General features: G+C 62.9%; 15 protein-coding genes. 6 read left to right on the top strand and 9 right to left on the bottom strand.

The window, feature by feature from the left end:
- The first annotated feature begins 76 nt into the window (after window positions 1–76).
- The 5 genes from IVA74_RS27725 (at window position 77) to IVA74_RS27705 (ending at window position 6,038) form a co-directional block, all read left to right on the top strand.
- The gene (locus IVA74_RS27725; protein WP_247349602.1) at window positions 77–1,555 is read left to right on the top strand and encodes an FAD-binding oxidoreductase; all 1,479 of its coding nucleotides are present in this window, start codon (window positions 77–79) and stop codon (window positions 1,553–1,555) included.
- Window positions 1,556–1,816: 261 nt separating this feature from the next.
- On the top strand, window positions 1,817–2,668 hold the full coding sequence (locus tag IVA74_RS27720; protein ID WP_247349600.1) for a 3-hydroxybutyryl-CoA dehydrogenase: 852 nt from the start codon (window positions 1,817–1,819) through the stop codon (window positions 2,666–2,668).
- Between the two features lie 137 nt (window positions 2,669–2,805).
- Window positions 2,806–3,270, top strand: a complete 465-nt coding sequence (locus IVA74_RS27715; protein ID WP_247349598.1) for a group III truncated hemoglobin — start codon at window positions 2,806–2,808, stop codon at window positions 3,268–3,270.
- 256 nt (window positions 3,271–3,526) lie between these two features.
- Entirely contained in the window at window positions 3,527–4,180 is a 654-nt protein-coding gene (locus IVA74_RS27710) for a Rieske 2Fe-2S domain-containing protein (protein ID WP_247349597.1), read from the top strand.
- A 130-nt stretch (window positions 4,181–4,310) separates the two neighbouring features.
- Window positions 4,311–6,038, top strand: coding sequence for a methanol/ethanol family PQQ-dependent dehydrogenase (locus tag IVA74_RS27705; protein WP_247349595.1), 1,728 nt, complete (start codon window positions 4,311–4,313; stop codon window positions 6,036–6,038).
- A 177-nt stretch (window positions 6,039–6,215) separates the two neighbouring features.
- Here IVA74_RS27705 and IVA74_RS27700 read toward each other — a convergent pair whose 3' ends face one another.
- The 7 genes from IVA74_RS27700 to xoxF5 form a co-directional block, all read right to left on the bottom strand.
- A complete protein-coding gene (locus IVA74_RS27700; RefSeq protein ID WP_247349594.1) occupies window positions 6,216–6,473 on the bottom strand; it encodes a hypothetical protein in 258 nt (85 codons plus the stop codon).
- 138 nt (window positions 6,474–6,611) lie between these two features.
- Window positions 6,612–8,924, bottom strand: a complete 2,313-nt coding sequence (locus IVA74_RS27695; RefSeq protein ID WP_247349593.1) for a molybdopterin cofactor-binding domain-containing protein — start codon at window positions 8,922–8,924, stop codon at window positions 6,612–6,614.
- A 1-nt stretch (window position 8,925) separates the two neighbouring features.
- Window positions 8,926–9,378, bottom strand: coding sequence for a (2Fe-2S)-binding protein (locus IVA74_RS27690; protein WP_247349592.1), 453 nt, complete (start codon window positions 9,376–9,378; stop codon window positions 8,926–8,928).
- A gap of 669 nt (window positions 9,379–10,047) precedes the next feature.
- Window positions 10,048–10,611 (bottom strand): S-(hydroxymethyl)glutathione synthase, encoded by a 564-nt coding sequence (gene gfa / locus IVA74_RS27685; protein WP_247349591.1) that lies wholly within the window; start codon window positions 10,609–10,611, stop codon window positions 10,048–10,050.
- A 34-nt stretch (window positions 10,612–10,645) separates the two neighbouring features.
- Window positions 10,646–11,755 carry an S-(hydroxymethyl)glutathione dehydrogenase/class III alcohol dehydrogenase gene (locus IVA74_RS27680; RefSeq protein ID WP_106946409.1) on the bottom strand — a complete coding sequence of 370 codons (1,110 nt, stop codon included), beginning with the start codon at window positions 11,753–11,755 and terminating at the stop codon, window positions 10,646–10,648.
- A gap of 61 nt (window positions 11,756–11,816) precedes the next feature.
- A complete protein-coding gene (locus IVA74_RS27675) occupies window positions 11,817–12,308 on the bottom strand; it encodes a c-type cytochrome, methanol metabolism-related (protein WP_247349663.1) in 492 nt (163 codons plus the stop codon).
- A gap of 109 nt (window positions 12,309–12,417) precedes the next feature.
- Window positions 12,418–14,223 (bottom strand): lanthanide-dependent methanol dehydrogenase XoxF5, encoded by a 1,806-nt coding sequence (gene xoxF5 / locus IVA74_RS27670; protein WP_247349590.1) that lies wholly within the window; start codon window positions 14,221–14,223, stop codon window positions 12,418–12,420.
- 512 nt (window positions 14,224–14,735) lie between these two features.
- Between xoxF5 and IVA74_RS27665 the strand changes: the two genes are divergently transcribed.
- Window positions 14,736–15,704 carry a helix-turn-helix domain-containing protein gene (locus tag IVA74_RS27665; protein ID WP_247349589.1) on the top strand — a complete coding sequence of 323 codons (969 nt, stop codon included), beginning with the start codon at window positions 14,736–14,738 and terminating at the stop codon, window positions 15,702–15,704.
- 60 nt (window positions 15,705–15,764) lie between these two features.
- On the opposite strand, the gene IVA74_RS27660 is transcribed toward IVA74_RS27665, so the two are convergent.
- On the bottom strand, window positions 15,765–16,205 hold the full coding sequence (locus tag IVA74_RS27660) for a hypothetical protein (RefSeq protein ID WP_247349588.1): 441 nt from the start codon (window positions 16,203–16,205) through the stop codon (window positions 15,765–15,767).
- Window positions 16,206–16,334: 129 nt separating this feature from the next.
- Window positions 16,335–17,324, bottom strand: coding sequence for a tripartite tricarboxylate transporter substrate binding protein (locus IVA74_RS27655; protein ID WP_247349586.1), 990 nt, complete (start codon window positions 17,322–17,324; stop codon window positions 16,335–16,337).
- Window positions 17,325–17,367: the final 43 nt, after the last annotated feature.

Here is a 17,367-nt window from a genome sequence, read left to right as displayed (position 1 = left end):
GAAACCGCCCAGAACAGAAAACAAGAACGAAGGCCGGTGCGCCCAAGGCGCAGAACAGCCGCAAAGAGAGGAACACATGCCGGGTGCAGCCCTTCCCACCGCTCCCTCGATTCCGACCGCGCCCGTGACGTCAGCTATTCTCGACCGCTTGCGGGCAATCGTGGGCGGCAAAGGCCTGATCCTGGACGAGCAAGACAAGCAGCCCTTCGTGACCGACTGGCGCGGCGAACTGGCGGGACAGGCCGCGGCGGTCGTGCGTCCGGCCAGCACTGCGGAAGTCTCCGCTGTCGTCAAGCTCTGCTACGACAACGGCATTGCCATCGTGCCGCAGGGTGGCAACACCGGCCTGATGGGCGGTGCCACGCCATGGCCTATGCACCGCGGCATCGTGCTGTCGCTCGGTCGCATGAACCGGGTGCTGAATGTCGACCCCGTCGGCTACGCCATGACCGTGGAGGCGGGCTGCATCCTCCAGACGCTTCAGGACACGGCCGCGCGCCACGACCGCCTCTTTCCGCTCAGCCTGGGTGCTCAGGGCTCGTGCATGATCGGGGGCAATCTGTCCACCAATGCCGGCGGCGTGCAGGTGCTGCGTTATGGCAATGCGCGAAATCTGGTGTTGGGTCTCGAGGTCGTGCTGGCTGACGGCGATGTCTGGGACGGCCTGCGCGCACTCAAGAAGGACAACACCGGCTATGACCTCAAGCACCTGTTCATGGGCGCCGAAGGGACACTCGGTATCATCACCAAGGCGGTGCTGAAGCTTTGGCCGGCGCCGAAAGACGTGTGCACGGCATGGCTTGCGATCCGCGATGCCAAGGCAGCCATCGACCTCCTGTCGGAGGCGCATGCCGCTTCCGATGACAATGTCGGCTCCTGCGAACTCATCAGCCGAGCGTGCACCGACATGGTGCTGCGCCACGTTCCCGGGACCCAGGATCCTCTCAAGGCGGAGACCGAGTGGTATCTCCTTCTCGAATGGTCGTCGGCCCGGCCCCGGCAAGACGGCGGCACGGGCATGTCGGACAAGATGGAGCAGTTTTTGGCCGACCAGCTCGAGGCGGGCCGGGTGCTGGATGCGGTGATCGCGCAAACCGAAACGCAGTCGCGCAACATGTGGCGCATTCGCGAGAGCGTGGCCGAGGCATCTCGTACCGAAGGGCCGGGCTTGAGCTACGACGTGTCGGTCGCCATCTCCAGGATTCCAGAGTTCATCGACAGCGGTCTCGAGGCCGTACGCGCAATCCTGCCGACGATCCGCCCCTACCCGCTCGGCCACATCGGTGACGGCAATTTGCACTTCTCCTTCATGGGTCCGAAGGGCATGGACCGCGCTACGCTCAAGCAGTATTCCGCGGCGATCTCACGGGCCGTCAACGACCTCGTCACCTCCATGGGCGGCTCGATCTCGGCGGAACATGGCATCGGCATCGAGAAGCTCGACGAGCTCCAGTACTATCGTTCCCGGACCGAGCTCGACATCATGCGCATGATCAAGCGGGCGCTCGATCCCAAGAACATCATGAATCCGGGCAAGGTGCTTCGTCTCGATTGAGGCGCTCCCCGCCTCGGGCACGGTCCTCCCGGACCCTCGGCGCTCTTGGGGGAGGAAGCCGCAGATAGCTCGGGCCTAACAGGCCAGGAGGCGCCGAATCATGCTGTTTCGCGGCCGAATGGCGGCTTTATTCCCGCGTTGGATGCTTTAAGGAAGGGCAGGATCAGGTCGCACCCGCCCGGTGGCGGTGCTAGACCCTGATTCAGGAACAATGGGGCGGTGCCGGTATGGCACGTCCGTAAGGATGAAGGATTTGAGGCAATGATCCAAACCGTCGGAATTATCGGGGCAGGGACCATGGGGAACGGCATCGCGCAGATTTGTGCCGCGGCCGGGCTTTCGGTCGTGATGGTCGATATTTCCGATGCGGCGGTGAACCGCGGGATTTCGACCGTCGGCGGCAGCCTCGAGCGGCTGGTCAAGAAGGAGAAGATGTCGGCGGGCGATCGCGACGCGACGCTCAAGCGCATCACCGGCACCACCGACCGCGCGAAGCTCATCGATTGCGACCTCGTCATCGAGGCCGCGACCGAGAACGAGGAGCTCAAGGTCAAGATCCTGAAGGACCTCTGCGCGACGCTGTCGCCGCGCACGCTGCTCGCGACCAACACCTCCTCGATCTCGATCACGAAGCTCGCCGCGGCGACCGACCGCCCCGACCGTTTCATTGGCATGCACTTCTTCAATCCGGTACCGGTAATGGCGCTGCTGGAGCTCATCCGCGGCTTGCAGACCTCCGACGACACCCACGCCAAAGCGCTCGATTTCGCCAAGCGCATCGGCAAGGTGGCGATCACCGCCAAGAACAGCCCCGGCTTCGCCGTCAACCGCATCCTGTGCCCGATGATCAACGAAGCGATCTTCGCGCTCCAGGAAGGGATTGCGACGGCGGAAGAGATCGATGCCGGGATGAAGCTCGGCTGCAACCACCCGATCGGGCCGCTGGCGCTCGCCGATCTCGTCGGGCTCGACACCATGTTGTCGGTGATGGAGGTCTTTTACAAAGGCTACAACGACCCCAAATACCGTCCGGCCCCCTTGCTCAAGGAAATGGTCGATGCCGGCCATCTCGGCCGCAAGACCGGACAGGGCTTTTACACCTACAGCGCCTGACAATGGCGCAGGCGGCGGGCAATTGGTACTCGCCGCCAGACCCCGCAATTTGCGCTGCGACAAAGACGCCGCGCGCAATTGAGCTCACAATGTCGAACGGGCGGCCTGCGGGAACAACGGAACGGATAACAAAGGACATGTCGGATCGATTGAAGGCCGAGCGCGAGGCTGCGGCCGAGCGGCGGAACCTGCTGACCCAGGACGCGATCAAGCGCACGGGGATCACCGAAGAGATGATCGGCGAACTCGTCACCCGCTTCTACGGACGCGTGCGCGAGGATGCACTGCTGGGCCCCGTGTTCGCGAGGGTGCGGAATTGGGACGAGCATCTCGCCAATCTCAGGGACTTCTGGTCATCGGTCGTTCTGATGAGTGGCCGCTACCACGGCTCCCCGATGCGGGCGCATATGCCGCTGAGCCTGGCCGGCGATCATTTCGACCGCTGGCTGGATTTGTTCGAACCGACCGCGCACGAAGTCTGTCCGCCCGCGGCGGCCGCGCTGTTCATCGACAAGGCGCGCCGCATCGCCGACAGCTTTGAGATGGCGTCGGCCACCTTGGCGGGTCGGATTGCCGCGCCGCGTCACGTGCTCAGGTCCTAAGGACGATCGGTCTGCCTGCAGACATACAGCGACTTTGTTTCGCCTTTGCGTAACGGGTAGGGCGGCGCACCAATTCCGATATCATCGGGCTGGTCTGCAAAATCATCATGCGAAGCGCGTGATGTGACGTTGAAATTGCGAAAACCGTTCGATTGCGTTCATTCTTGCTCAATCAAAGCGAGCAAAGCCATATTGATGCATTGCGGCGCCAATCCTTCGCCTTGTTTTCGGCAGAGTTCCAGCGCCTCCTAATTGCATGTCCAGCGCATCGTTCATCACCCATTCCTCATCCTCCGAGAATGTCGCGGAGCCTGACGTCGACGCCGGCATCGAGCAGACGCGGCGAACGCTTTTGCTCGGTGCGCTCGCCACCACTGCTTGCCTTGGCTGTGCCTCGCAGGTGCAAGCAGGAGAGGATCCGCCCGGCTCGGATGAGCGGCCGCAGAAGGGTGATGTGCTCGTCTTCTCGGAAGGCGATCGGGAAGGGAAGCTCATTACCGCGGCCGATCTGTCGGTCGGCGGACCGCCGGTGCAAGCCTGGCCGAAAGACCCAAAGACGTCGGTCGTGCGCAGCGCTTCGCGCCTCAACGAGATCCTGATCATCCGGCTCGATCCCGCCGAGCTCGACGAGCAGACGAAAGCACGCGCCGTCGACGGCATCATCGCCTATTCGGCAATCTGCTCGCATGCCGGCTGTCCCGTCACTGCCTGGGTGAAGAGCGATGTCGGCGACAAGGAGGTGTTCAAGTGCATGTGCCACAACTCCGAATACGATCCTCGCGCGGGCGCGCAAGTCGTGTTCGGGCCAGCGCCGCGACGGCTCGCGGCGCTGCCGCTGGCGCTCGCTGACGGTTCGCTCAGCGTAGCCGGGAACTTCATGGGAAAGGTAGGTGGCGTGCAGCCAGGATGATGGACGGTGCGGGTCGTACCCGCGTCACGAGAGGCCGCATCCGCCGATGGGCGGACGACGGGACGAACGACAAGAATTCAAAACAACAATTCAAAATAAGAATTCAAACGGATGAAAAAGGGGAACGTCCATGACCAGGAAGCAATGGTTACTGTCCGGCTTCGTCGCCTTCACGTGTCTTGCCTCGACCGCCGCCGTATCAGGCCCGGTCGAGAACTACGCGCCGGTCACCGCGCAGCGATTGGAAAACCCGGAGCCCGCCAACTGGATGCTCTACCGGCGGACTTATGACGGGCAGGGCTACAGCCCGCTCGACCAGATCAACACCTCGAATGTGAAGAACCTCACCCCGGTCTGGACCTTCGCGACCGGCGTCGTCGAAGGCCACGAGGCGCCGCCGATCGTCAACAACGGCGTGATGTTCGTGGCGACCCCGATGGGGCAGGTGATCGCGCTGAACGCCAAGACCGGCGACGAATATTGGCGCTACAAGCGGCAGCTCCCCGACGATCTGTTCCAGTTGCATCCGACCAGCCGCGGCGTCGGCCTCTGGGAGGACAAGCTCTATCTCGCCACCACCGACGACCATGTCGTCGCGCTCGATGCCAAGACCGGCAAGGTGGTGTGGGACACCAAGGTGCAGGACTACAAGAAGGGCCAGTACATGACCCTGATGCCGCTGATCGTCGACGGCAAGGTCATCGTCGGCGGCTCCGGCGGCGAGTTCGGCGTGCGCGGCTATGTCGCCGCCTATGATGCCAAGGACGGCAAGGAGCTGTGGCGGACCTATACCATTCCCGGCGAAGGCGAGCCCGGCCACGACACCTGGCAGGGCGAGGACTGGAAGAACGGCGGCGGCTCGGCCTGGATGACCGGCAATTACGACAAGGACACCAAGACGATCTATTGGGGCGTCGGCAACGCCGCGCCGTGGCCCGGCGAGATGCATCCCGGCGACAATCTCTATACCTCGTCGGTGCTCGCGCTCGATCCGAACACCGGCAAGATCAAAACCTATCACCAGTATCACCAGAACGATTCCTGGGATTGGGACGAGGTCGAAGCGCCGATGTTGATCGACCTGCAACGCGACGGCCGCACCATCAAGAGCCTGGTCCATCCGGGACGCGATGCGATCTTCTGGATACTCGAGCGCACGCCGACCAAGATCAACTACATCGCCGGCTGGCCGTTCGTCTCCACCGACGTCTGGAAGGGCATCGATGCCGAGAGCGGCAGGCCGATCCTCGATCCCGCGCACAAGCCGATGGTCGGCAAGCGCGTGGAGTTCTGTCCGTCGCTGTGGGGCGGCAAGGATTGGCCGTCGGCGGCCTACAGCCAGAAGACCGGCCTCGTCTACGTGCCCGCCAACGAGAATTTCTGTGGCGGGTTCACCGGCGAGAAGGTTCCGCTCAAGCCCGGCGAACTCTGGCTCGGCACCAAGCCGGAGGACATCGGCCTGAAGACGAAGCCTGGCGCCGATCATTTCGGCGAGCTCCAGGCTTGGGATCCCGTTACGGGCAAGAAGATGTGGCAACACAACTTCCCCAAGTCGCAGCTGTTCGGATCGGTGACGGCGACCGCAGGCGACCTCGTTTTCGTGGGCGGCACCAACGACCGCAACTTCCGCGCCTTCAACGCCAAGAGTGGCGAGCTGCTGTGGGAGCAGAAGACCAACTCCGGCATCATGGGCATGCCGGTGTCCTATGAGATCGACGGCACGCAATACATCGCGATCCAGTCGGGATGGGGCGTGGATGCGCAGCGCATCCAGGATGCACTTGTGACCAACAATATCGGTATCGAAGCCAACGTACCGCAGGGCGGCGTCATCTGGGTGTTCGCGCTGAAGAAGTAAGCTCCGCTGGCGGATCGAAAGAAGCGGAGTGTCAGGGGGCAAATGCGGCGGACGGCAACGTCCGCCGCATTTTGCGTGACGGGATGGGATTGCTGCCCGCGCCACGAAGTCGTCATGGCCGGGACAAGCCTGGACAAGCCCGGCCATGACGATGCGGTCGCACGCGACGCCAGATCGCTACTTCCCCTCGCGCTCTACCTTGCCCTTTTCCTTCCGGTTCATTTCCTGAACCTTGGGATCCGGATTGTGCTGCCCGGTGGTCTGGGTGGTCGAGGGCGGCGGGGCATTGGCGTTGGGCAGGGAGTTCTGGTCCGGCGTGCTGGGGCGCGTGGCCGTGGTTGGCGGCGCCGTGTTGTTCTGGGCGAACACGCCTGTGGTCGTCAAAAGAAAGGCGCTCGACAGCGAAACTGCGAGCGCCTTTGAAATTTGGGTCATCGATCTGCTCCTGTCAGATCGATGGAAACGGCGCGAAGCCGCTTTGTGTTCCCGAGCGCGATAGACTTCTATCGCGCCCTTTCCTGATTGAGCATGGTCTGTTCGGAAAACCGGTGTCCACTTTTCCGGACCAAGCTCTCACGCCTCCAATTGCTTGCCGAGCGGAAGGTTGCGGATGCGCTTTCCGGTCGCGGCGAAGATGGCATTCATCAGCGCCGGCGCGAACGGCGGGACGCCGGGCTCGCCGACTCCGCTCGGTGGCGTGTCGGGTCCGGGCGGCACGATGTAGACGTTGGTCACCAGCGGGGATTCATCCATCCTGAGGACCTGGAAGTCGTCAAAGTTCTTTTGCTCCACCTTGCCGTCCTTGAAGCTGATCTCGCCGTATTTGGCGAGGCTCAGCCCCATGATCGCCGCGCCCTCGATCTGCGAGGCGATGCGCTCGGGGTTGACATAGGTGCCGCAATCGATCGCGGTGTCGACCCGCGGCACCGTCAGCTTGCCCTTGTCGTCGACGGCGACCTCGACGATGGTCGCGATATAGCTGACGAAGCTGCGGTGCACGGCGATGCCGAGGCCATGGCCCTTGGCGACCGCGCGGCCCCATTCTCCCTTCTCGGCGACCAGCTCGACCACCTTGCGCAGGCGCGCGGTGTCGATCGGATAGCTGTCGAAGGGCTCGCCGTAGTTCCACATGTCCTTCACGGCCGGCTTGACGATGCGCGGGCTGCCGATCAGCGCCAGCAGCGTCTCCTTCTGGTCGCGGCCGGTCGCATGCGCGATCTCGCCGACCATCGACTGTACCGCGAAGGCGCGCGGGATGTTCGAGACCGAGCGGAACCAGCCGATGCGGGTGAACGCCGCGGCTTCCGGGTTCTCGCAAGAGATGTTGGCGATCTCGAACGGCATGTCGACGAGGCCCATGCCGAGCTCGAAGGGCGCCTCGTGATTTGCACCGGCGGCGAAGGTCGAGGCGATGCTGGGAGCCACGCTGCGGTGGCGCCAGGCGATCACCTTGCCGCTCTTGTCGAGGCCCGCTTCGATCCGTTCCACGGAGACCGTGTGCAGGAAGTCGTGGCGGACGTCGTCCTCGCGCGTCCATTGCACCTTCACGGGCGCGCCGAGCTCCTTCGACAGCAGCGCGGCCTCGAGCGCAAAGTCGCATTTCGACTTGCGGCCGAAACCGCCGCCGAGCAGGGTGACGTTGACCGTGACATTGCCCTCGGGGATGCCGAGCGTCTTGGCGACGTCCTCGCGTGTGCCGCCCGGGCTCTGCACCGGTGCCCAGATCTCCGCCTTGTCGCCCTTGACGTCGGCGACCGCCACCGGCGGTTCCATGCTGACATGGGCGAGATGCGGCAGATAATATTCGCCGACGATGATCTTGTCGGCACCCTTCAGGGCAGCATCGGCGTCGCCTTCCTGGCGCACGACGAGGCCCGGTTTGCGTGAGGCTTCCTCGAGCTCCTTGCGGTAGGCGACGGAGTCGTATTTGCCGTTGGCACCGTCGTCCCAGGTGAGCTTAAGTGCGTCGCGGCCCTTGATCGCCGCGCCGGTGTTGCGCGCGATCACGGCAACGCCGCCGAGCGGCTGGAATTTCGACGGCCACGGCCAACCGCGCACCTGCATCACCTTCTCGACGCCGGGGACCTTCAGCGCCGCGTCCGGATCGAACGAGACCAGCTTGCCGCCTGTTACCGGCGGGCGCGCGATCACGGCATACTTCATGCCAGGCAGCCGCACGTCGGCGCCGTAACGCGCCTTGCCGGTGGTGATGTCGTGGAGATCGACGATGCCGACCTGGCCCTTGCCGAGATAGCGGAAGTCCTTGGGGTCCTTCAGCTTGAGGCCTTCGATACTCGGCACCGATTCCTTGGCGGCATCGGCTGCGAGCTCGCCGAAGCCGAGCTTGCGGCTCGTCGCGCTGTGGACGACCTCGTGATTGACGGCCTTGACCTCGGTCGCCGGCACGCCCCAGCGCTTGGCCGCGGCCTGTTCCAGCATGGTGCGGGCGGAGGCGCCGATCTGACGCATCGGCATCAGATAATGCCGCGTGCTGCGCGAGCCGTCGGTGTCCTGGTTGCCGAACTTGACCTCGTCGCCGTGAGCCTGCTGCACTTTGACTCGCGACCAGTCAGCTTCCATTTCTTCCGCTACGATCAGCGGCAGACTGGTGCGCACGCCGGTACCCATCTCGGCGCGGTGGGCGAGGATGGTGACGGTGCCGTCGGGCGCGACCGCGACGAACACGCGCGGGTCCACCACGACGCCATGCGGCATCTTGCCGGCGCCGGTCTCATAGGCGAACGCCTGGCGCGACATCACGGGGGCAGCGAGCACGAAGCCGCCGGTGATGCCGAGCCCTTTCAGGATGCTGCGGCGCGAGACTTTCTCGACCTTGATGTTCTTTTCGAAGCCGCGAAGCTTCCCCGGATTGTCGATGAAATTCATGTCACACTCCCGTCGATGCGAGATAGACCGCGTTCTCAATGCGCTGGTAGCAGCCGCAGCGGCAGATGTTGCCGGCCATCGCTTCGCGGATCTGGTCGTGCGACGGCTTTGGGTTGTCCATCAGTAGCGCCGCCGCCTGCATGATCTGGCCCGCCTGGCAGAAGCCGCATTGGGGTACGTTGACCTGGCGCCAGGCCTTCTGCACCGCGTGATCGCCGTTCGGATCCAGTCCCTCGATCGTCGTGACCTCGCGGCCGGCGACGTCGTTGATCGATGTGATGCAGGAGCGCACGGCTTCCTTGTCGACGATGACGGTGCAGGCGCCGCAAAGGGCCTGGCCACAGCCGAACTTGGTGCCGGTCAGCCCGGCCTCGTCGCGCAGGAACCAGAGTAGCGGGAGATCCGGGTCGCCGTCCCAGCTCTGTTCCTGGCCGTTGATCTTCACCTTGATCATGATCGTCCCTCGCTCTTCATAAGCTTGCCGATTTCAAATTGTCCCGACGTCGGTCGGTGCAATGCCTGCTGCGTCGTGTCGTCGCGTTCCGGCCGTCATCCAGCGCGGGCAGATCCCGGCAGGAAGCAGGAATGCGAGTGTCATGTCCGGATGTGCTCGATACCTCCGTCTTGTTCTTGATTATTAGTTTCGCGCGGCATCGTGACGACGCAATCGTAGCAGAGATCGCCTCGGTCCGGCGTTCACAGCCAAGTGTTCTCTAGTCAGCCGTTCTCTAGTCAGCCGTTCTCTAGTCAGCTGTTCTCTAGTCAGCTGTTATCGACGGGAAAAGATTGCAACGAAGGTTTGTCAAAAGCAGGGCGCTGCATCACACAGCGCGCCTCCCGAAACGGGCACAATGAAAAAAGCTTCGTCCGCCAGAAGAACTGTGCGGACGAAGCAGGATGCCTCAGTCGAGGGAGGGAGAAACGCAAGCGCTGCGGACTTCAAGCAGGAAGCCGGCGGCCCTGCGCAGTCATTCAGAGACCAGGACTGAGGGACCTGATGGCCCTCGTATACGCAGAGTGGAGAAGCGGGGGCATCGCCGCGATTGGTCCTGGGGCCGGACCCGTCCGCTCGCTGGCGAGAACCAGCGAGCGGACGGGCGCGGCAAACGTCAGGCGGCTTGGCTCAGGCGGCTTTGGCCTTCGCCACGTGGGTCGCGATCGCGTCCATCAGCGCCGGCGACAGGCAGTCATAGGGCTCGAGGCCGATTTCCTTCAGCCGCGAACGAATACCGGGCATTTCCTCCGGCTTCACGCCCGCTTCGATCACCGAGGAGACGAAGGCGGCGAATTGCGGTGCCTGCGAACCCTGTTCCTGGAACAGTTCGGGGTGAATGAAGTCGAGGCCGTAGAACGGGTGGCCCTTGTTCTCGATGCGGCCGTACATGTGGGTGCCGCAGGCCTTGCAGGCATGGCGCTGGATCACCGCAGAGGGGTCGACGATCTGGAGCTTGTCGCCGTTCTCAATCACGCTGACGTTCTGGCGCGGCACCACGGCGACGACGGAGAAATTCGCGCCCTGCGGCTTCCAGCACTTGGTGCAGCCACAGGCGTGGTTGTGCGCGACGTCGCCCTTGACGGCGACCTTGACCTGATGGTCCTTGCATTTGCATACGAGCGTGCCGCCGGCAAAGCTGCCGCTGCCCTGTTTGAGGCCGTTATCGATCGAGGGATGGAGTGCAACAGTCATGGGTCGATCCTCCTTGGGGGTGACGCTTTTCGAACTAGAACACGACGACTGAACGGATGGATTTGCCCTCATGCATCAGCTCGAAGCCTTTGTTGATGTCTTCGAGCTTGAGCGTGTGGGTGATCATCGGGTCGATCTGGATCTTTCCGTTCATGTACCAGTCGACGATCTTCGGCACGTCGGTGCGGCCGCGCGCGCCGCCGAAGGCGGTGCCCCGCCAGTTGCGCCCGGTGACGAGCTGGAACGGGCGGGTGGCGATCTCCTTGCCGGATTCGGCAACGCCGATGATGATCGAGGTGCCCCAGCCGCGATGGCAGGCTTCCAGCGCCTGGCGCATCACCGTGGTGTTGCCGGTGCAGTCGAAGGTGTAGTCGGCGCCGCCGTCCGTCAGGGTCACGAGATGCGGGACAATGTCGCCGGTGATCTTCTTGGGATTGACGAAATCGGTCATGCCGAACCGCCGGCCCCATTCCTCCTTGGAGTCGTTGATGTCGACGCCGATGATCTTGTCGGCGCCGGCCATCTTGGCGCCCTGGATCACGTTGAGGCCGATGCCGCCGAGGCCGAACACCACGACGTTGGAGCCCGGCTCGACCTTGGCGGTATTGACGACGGCGCCGACGCCGGTGGTGACGCCGCAGCCGATGTAGCAGCTCTTGTCGAACGGCGCGTCCTCGCGGATCTTGGCGACCGCGATCTCCGGCAGCACGGTGAAGTTCGAGAAGGTCGAGCAGCCCATGTAGTGGTAGATCGGCTTGCCCTTGTAGGAGAAGCGGCTGGTGCCGTCCGGCATCACGCCCTTGCCCTGAGTCGCGCGGATTGCGGTGCAGAGATTGGTCTTCTGGCTGAGGCAGCTTTTGCACTGCCGGCATTCCGGCGTGTAGAGCGGGATGACGTGGTCGCCCGGCTTCACCGAGGTCACGCCAGGACCGATCTCGCGAATGATGCCGGCGCCCTCATGGCCGAGGATCGACGGGAAGATTCCTTCGCTGTCGAAGCCGTCGAGCGTGTAGGCGTCGGTGTGGCAGATGCCCGTCGCCTTGATCTCGACCAGGACTTCGCCGACCTTCGGTCCTTCCAGATCGACCTCCACTATCTCGAGCGGCTTCTTGGCTTCGAAAGCGACGGCGGCGCGTGTCTTCATCGTAAACTCCTCAAATTCTAGCAGGGCGCCAGGAACCAGGTCCTGGTCGGGCTCCGCACGTTCACTTCTTGTTGCCCATGCACGAATCTTCGTTCTTGGTATAGGCGTCGTTCTTGTCCTCGTGCTTGCCAGGTCGGGTGCGGCCCCAGGCCTCGTTGGAGCGGGCGCGCAGATAGACGTAGAGATCGTCCATGTAGCAGGCGACGTTCGGGTTATCGCCGAAGGCCGGCATCACGTTCTCCTGGGCAGTCGAGATGTTCTTGCGGCCGGAGGCGACGACGCCGAGAAAATCCGCGTAGCTCATCGTCTTCAGCGAATCCTTCAGCGCCGGGGCGTAGGTCGAGCCCATTCCATCCGGGCCGTGACACACATGGCAGTCCGAGTGATAGCGGCGGTACCCGGAATAGGTGTACCAGTCCACAGAGCCCTCCGTGATCTTGTAGGTTGGGTTGCCTTCCTTGTCGGACCATTCGCCGGTTTCGTTCTGCTTGACGGCGGTCGGATCACCTGAGCCGTCCGCGACGGCAATTCCCCCGGACGCAATCAAAAACATCGCAGCGATGGCAGAGCAGATTTTACGCAAGAGATTTTCCTCGGAAGGCATTCTGTGAGACGAGCCGGCGCGTGGAGTAGATCCACGCGCCGGAGCGATGCTGAGAGGCCTAGTTGGGCAGCGAGAACACGGTCAGCGTACCGCCGAGTGCCGTGTAGCTGCTGAGCGCCGCGTAGCCACCGACTGCGCCGAGACCTGCGGTCGGATCGGTCAGACCCGCCGCCAGACCGATACCGGCCCAGCCACCCACGCCGGAGAGGACTGCGATATACTGCTTGCCGCCGTTCTCGTAGGTGGTGACGTTGCCGATGATACCGGAGGGAGTCTTGAACTTGTAGAGCTCCTTGCCGGTCTTGGCATCGACTGCCTTCAGGTAGCCTTCGAGCGTTCCGTAGAACACCACGTTGCCCGCGGTTGCGAGTGCACCCGACCAGACCGAGAACTGCTCCTTGTTCGACCAGACGATCTTGCCGGTCTTGCCGTCCCAGGCGATGAAGTTACCCATATGGGTTTCACCCTGCGGCGGATACATCGAGAGCGTCGCACCCACATAGGGCTGGCCCGCGGTGTAGCTCACCTTGAACGGTTCGTAGTCCATGCAGACGTGGTTGGTCGGAACGTAGAACAGCTGCGTGTCCGGCGAGTAGGCTGCCGGCTGCTCGTCCTTGGTGCCGAGCGCGGCCGGGCAGATGCCCTTCACGTTGTGGTCCTCGCCCGCCTTGTCGGTCGAAGCTGTGTCGAGCACCTTCGGACGGCCATAGGTCGGCGAGTTCTTGTCCATGTCGACGCCGGAGGTCCAGTTGACCTTCGGATCGTACTTTTCGGCGACCAGAAGCTCACCGTTGACACGATCGAGCGTGTAGCCGAGGCCGTTACGATCGAAGTGCGTCAGCAGCTTGCGCGGCGCTCCGTTGATCGTCTGGTCCGAGAGGATCATCTCGTTGACGCCGTCATAGTCCCACTCGTCGTGGGGCGTCATCTGATAGACCCACTTGGCAACGCCCGTATCCGGGTTGCGCGCCCAGATCGTCATCGACCATTTGTTGTCGCCGGGACGCTGCTTCGGATTCCAGGTCGAGGGATTGCCGGAGCCGTAATAGACGAGGTTCAGCGCGGGATCGTAGGAGATCCAGCCCCAGGTCGCGCCGCCACCGATCTTCCACTGATCGCCTTGCCAGGTCTTGAGGCTGGAGTCCTTGCCGATCGGCTTGCCGAGTGCTGTGGTCTTCTCGGGGTCGACCAGAAGCTGATCATCCGGTCCTTCCGAGTATCCACGCCATGCCAGCTTGCCGGTCTTGATGTCGTAGGCGGACATGTGGGCCTGAACGCCGAACTCGCCGCCAGAGATACCGATCAGCACCTTGTCCTTGACGACCATTGGAGCCGAAGTGCCGGTCTCGCCCTTGCTGGCGTCGCCATTCTTCGCGGTCCATGCCACCTGACCGCTCTTGGCGTCGAGTGCGACGAGCGTGGTGTCGGCCTGATGCAGGAAGATCTTGCCGTCGCCAAAGGCCAAGCCGCGGTTGACCGTATCGCAGCACATCACCGGGATGACATTCGGGTCCTGCTTCGGCTCGTACTTCCAGACGATCTTGTTCTCGTTGGAAAGGTCAATAGCGTAGACCTTGTTCGGGAACGGCGTGTGGACGTACATCATGTTGCCGATGATCAGCGGGCCGCCTTCGTGGCCGCGCAGCACGCCGGTCGAGAAGGTCCAGGCGACCTGGAGCTTGCCTACGTTTTGTGCGTTGATCTGGTTCAGTTTGGAATAGCGGGTATTGGCGTAGTCGCCCGTCGGCATCACCCAGTCTTTCGGGTTTTGCGACATCTTGAGCACTTCATCGTTGGCCGACGCGCTGCCGACGGCGAGAGCCGCCGCGGAGCCAAGATAGGCCGCCAGTAGTACCTTGCGCATAGTCATTCCTCCATTGGTCTCGTTTATTGTTTCCGAAGCATTGCTTAATCACCGGGCTTTTGGTCCGGCGTCTGCTCGTGCAGGGCGGTCACGATTGGGACCAGAAACGATGCGGTGGTGTTACCTCCTCCTGATGAGAGTCACGGGTCCACGTGCAGAGCGGCCCGTTCTTGTTGTTCCTGCCGCAATTCGTAACGACTTCGTAATCGGGAAACTTGCCCAAGAGAGAAGCTGGTTTGCTTCACAGCGCACGGACACGAAGATTTTGATTTTGCAGTAGCGAATTCAGCAGCTTCCGCATTGCTTTGGGGCCGTCTTCAACGCTCAGGTTCCCCTTGACGGCGCTGCGACTAAGGCGGAGGATTAACTTTCAAGGGTGACAATGGAACGATGGCGCTCGTTCTAGAAGATCGCTCAAATCGAGGTAAACGTCACGCAATCATGGCTGAGGGCTCCGGCAGCGCTGGTTGCGATTCGTATCGAATCTCCGGATCAAACCAGTGGCTGGATTAATGTCCGACACAATACACACGCTCTCGACGACGGGAATGACGCCGAAGCGGCAGATCCAGAGCTGGATCGATGGGCTGACGAGCCTGTGTGGGCATTTCGACGTCGATCCGCTGGAGGCGTCCTCGCTCGAAGGCCGCATCGACTACACCTCCGTCTCGCGCTTGAAGCTCTGCCAGATCGAGGTCAGCCAGCATCGCATCGCGCACACGCTGGCGCGCGCCAAGGCCAATGAGCACCCGTACATCAAGATCCACTTCCAGACTTACGGTGTGTCCTATTTCGAGCAGGATGGCCGCCACATCGAGCTGAACCCGGGCGACATCATCGCCTATGACGTCTCCTGCCCGCATTCGATCATCAGCCCCGCTTTCACGCGCCACGACGTGGTGATCGTGCCGAAGGCGCTGCTGCGCGACCGCGGATTCCCGTCGCAGCGAATGCCCGCCTGCAAATTGACGTCACGCACGGGGACGGGGCGGATCGCCCATGATTTCGTCCATGCGACCTTCGACGAGGCGGCCAAGCTGTCGGCGAACAGTGCGGTCGGCGTCGCCGATTCGCTGATCGACCTTTTGCTGCTGCCGCTGCGCGAGGCGGACACGATGCTCGATCGCGTCGGGCCCGAAGCGACGTATGTGCGCGCGCAGTTCTTCATTCGCGAGCATTTGCGCGATCCGGATCTGTGCATCGACCAGATCTCCGCCGAGCTCGGCTGCTCCAAGCGCTATCTGCACATGTTGTTCTCCGAGCGCGGCACCACGGTGAGCGACTACATCTGGCAGGCGCGTCTTCAGAATTGCCGCCAGGAGCTCGAGACCCATGCCGGCAAGACCATCACCGACGTCGCGTTCTCCTGGGGCTTCTCCAGCTCATCGCATTTCAGCCGCGTGTTCCGGAAATATTTCGGCGTAGTGCCGTCCTCGATCCACAAGGCGCAACAGGGCGCCGTTGCCGCGGACGAGCATTAGGCGAACGCCAAGCTCGGCGGTCGCCGACAGCAAATGACCGTCACACGTCCGCGATGTCTCTCACGCCGATAGGGCGACGTAGGGGATACCGGCCACGAGAGCGGCGAGCAGCACCGCGTTGCCCAGCATCCCGCTCCAATGTAACCGGCGTAATCGGCGTGGGGCTTCGGTATCACCGGCGTCTCGCGCGCTGAGCTGGTCGTCGATCCGTCGCATGAAGCCGCGGCGTCCGTAGATCGCCAGGGCTGTAACCAAGCCAACGCCCATCGCAGCGAGCAATCGACCGTCGAGCAGGAAAGCGACCGTTCCGATGATTCCGGCAACGCGCATCACCAGAAAATGGGCATTGAACATTCCGCGCAAAAGCTGGGCGACGGGCTGGATATCCAGCTTCACCAGCAGGAAGGCGGGCGAAGCCAGCGTGAAATAGCCCATCGGAAAGAGCAGAATGATCATGACGGCTATGGCGACGCCATCCGGTGTGACGCCATCCGGTGTCATGGGATCGGCCTTTCTCGTCAGCGCCGGGGAGATCTTCCGCCAGCGTGGCACAATCATAGCGCGAAACCGCGTTTCCGACACTAGGCTTTGGTCGGAGGCCGGTGCCGCGAAGGCACCTTGCCTCGACGTTCAGGCCGGCTCGAGGCCGAGCGACTTCGCGCTCTCGATCCAGATCGGCAGCTCGCGCTGATACAGCGCGTTGGTTTCCTTGAAGCCGATCGCGGGTTCGAGCACGAACGTGTTGAGAACGTCCTTCACCTTGGGATCGCTGTTGGCGGCAACGCAAAGCTCCGCCAGGCGGTCGACGATCGGCTGCGGCGTCGCTTTCGGCACGGCCCAGCCGGAGAAGCCGCTGACGGTGAAGAATTTCGACGTCGCGCCCTGCTCGGGGAGGGTCTTTATGGCCGGGATCGCGTCGACCTTCTTCGAGTGCACCGCGAACACAGTGCCACGGTCGCTCTGCAAAACCGATTGCGCAGCCGTGTAGCTGCCCATGGCAGCATCGAGCGTACCTTCCAGCATGCCCGTCCACATCGGGGCTTCGCCGCGATAATGGATCGGCTCAATCGCAAGGCCGTACTGTTTGTTGAGCTCGTGGATCGTCATATGCGGGGCCGAGCCCGCGCTATAGGTGCCGAAATTGACCTTGCCGCTCTTGCGGGCAAAGGCGACGAAATCCTTCAGCGTCTTGACGCCGGTTTTCGCGTTCGCGATCAGCAACAGGCCGGCGCCCGGAATGACGCTGACGAGCGTCAAATCCTTGTCCATGTCGTAGCCCGGAGCCTTCATCACCACCTGGTTCATGATGTAGGTGGTCGAGATCGAGCACAGGATGGTGTGGCCGTCGGGCTCCGCGCGGGCAACCTCCGCCGTCCCGATCGCGCCCGAGGCGCCGGGCTTGTTCTCGACGACGACGGTCTTTCCGACCTGCTTGGAAATGAATTCGCCATAGGCGCGTGCGAGCAGATCGGTCTGTCCGCCAGCGGGATAGCTGCAAATCACGCGGATCTGCCGCGATGGCCACGGACTTTGCGCCGAGGCGCTGCGCGAGACGAAAGGCATCGCGAGTGCGGTGCCGCCGGCGGCGATGAAGTGGCGGCGATCGAGTTTCATGGACATGATTCCCTCCAGATTTTTGCCGAAGGTACTGCATCAGGTCGCC

This window comes from Bradyrhizobium sp. 132 (genome assembly GCF_023074185.1).
Classification (GTDB): domain Bacteria; phylum Pseudomonadota; class Alphaproteobacteria; order Rhizobiales; family Xanthobacteraceae; genus Bradyrhizobium.
This window is presented reverse-complemented; position numbering and strand designations above follow the sequence as displayed.

Bases quoted from the DNA above. Each gene is read 5' to 3' on its own strand.
- IVA74_RS27725 (WP_247349602.1), top strand. From the start codon at position 77: ATGCCGGGTGCAGCCCTTCCCACCGCTCCCTCGATTCCGACCGCGCCC.
- IVA74_RS27720 (WP_247349600.1), top strand. From the start codon at position 1,817: ATGATCCAAACCGTCGGAATTATCGGGGCAGGGACCATGGGGAACGGC.
- IVA74_RS27715 (WP_247349598.1), top strand. From the start codon at position 2,806: ATGTCGGATCGATTGAAGGCCGAGCGCGAGGCTGCGGCCGAGCGGCGG.
- IVA74_RS27710 (WP_247349597.1), top strand. From the start codon at position 3,527: ATGTCCAGCGCATCGTTCATCACCCATTCCTCATCCTCCGAGAATGTC.
- IVA74_RS27705 (WP_247349595.1), top strand. From the start codon at position 4,311: ATGACCAGGAAGCAATGGTTACTGTCCGGCTTCGTCGCCTTCACGTGT.
- IVA74_RS27700 (WP_247349594.1), bottom strand. From the start codon at position 6,473: ATGACCCAAATTTCAAAGGCGCTCGCAGTTTCGCTGTCGAGCGCCTTT.
- IVA74_RS27695 (WP_247349593.1), bottom strand. From the start codon at position 8,924: ATGAATTTCATCGACAATCCGGGGAAGCTTCGCGGCTTCGAAAAGAAC.
- IVA74_RS27690 (WP_247349592.1), bottom strand. From the start codon at position 9,378: ATGATCAAGGTGAAGATCAACGGCCAGGAACAGAGCTGGGACGGCGAC.
- gfa (WP_247349591.1), bottom strand. From the start codon at position 10,611: ATGACTGTTGCACTCCATCCCTCGATCGATAACGGCCTCAAACAGGGC.
- IVA74_RS27680 (WP_106946409.1), bottom strand. From the start codon at position 11,755: ATGAAGACACGCGCCGCCGTCGCTTTCGAAGCCAAGAAGCCGCTCGAG.
- IVA74_RS27675 (WP_247349663.1), bottom strand. From the start codon at position 12,308: ATGTTTTTGATTGCGTCCGGGGGAATTGCCGTCGCGGACGGCTCAGGT.
- xoxF5 (WP_247349590.1), bottom strand. From the start codon at position 14,223: ATGCGCAAGGTACTACTGGCGGCCTATCTTGGCTCCGCGGCGGCTCTC.
- IVA74_RS27665 (WP_247349589.1), top strand. From the start codon at position 14,736: ATGTCCGACACAATACACACGCTCTCGACGACGGGAATGACGCCGAAG.
- IVA74_RS27660 (WP_247349588.1), bottom strand. From the start codon at position 16,205: ATGACACCGGATGGCGTCACACCGGATGGCGTCGCCATAGCCGTCATG.
- IVA74_RS27655 (WP_247349586.1), bottom strand. From the start codon at position 17,324: ATGTCCATGAAACTCGATCGCCGCCACTTCATCGCCGCCGGCGGCACC.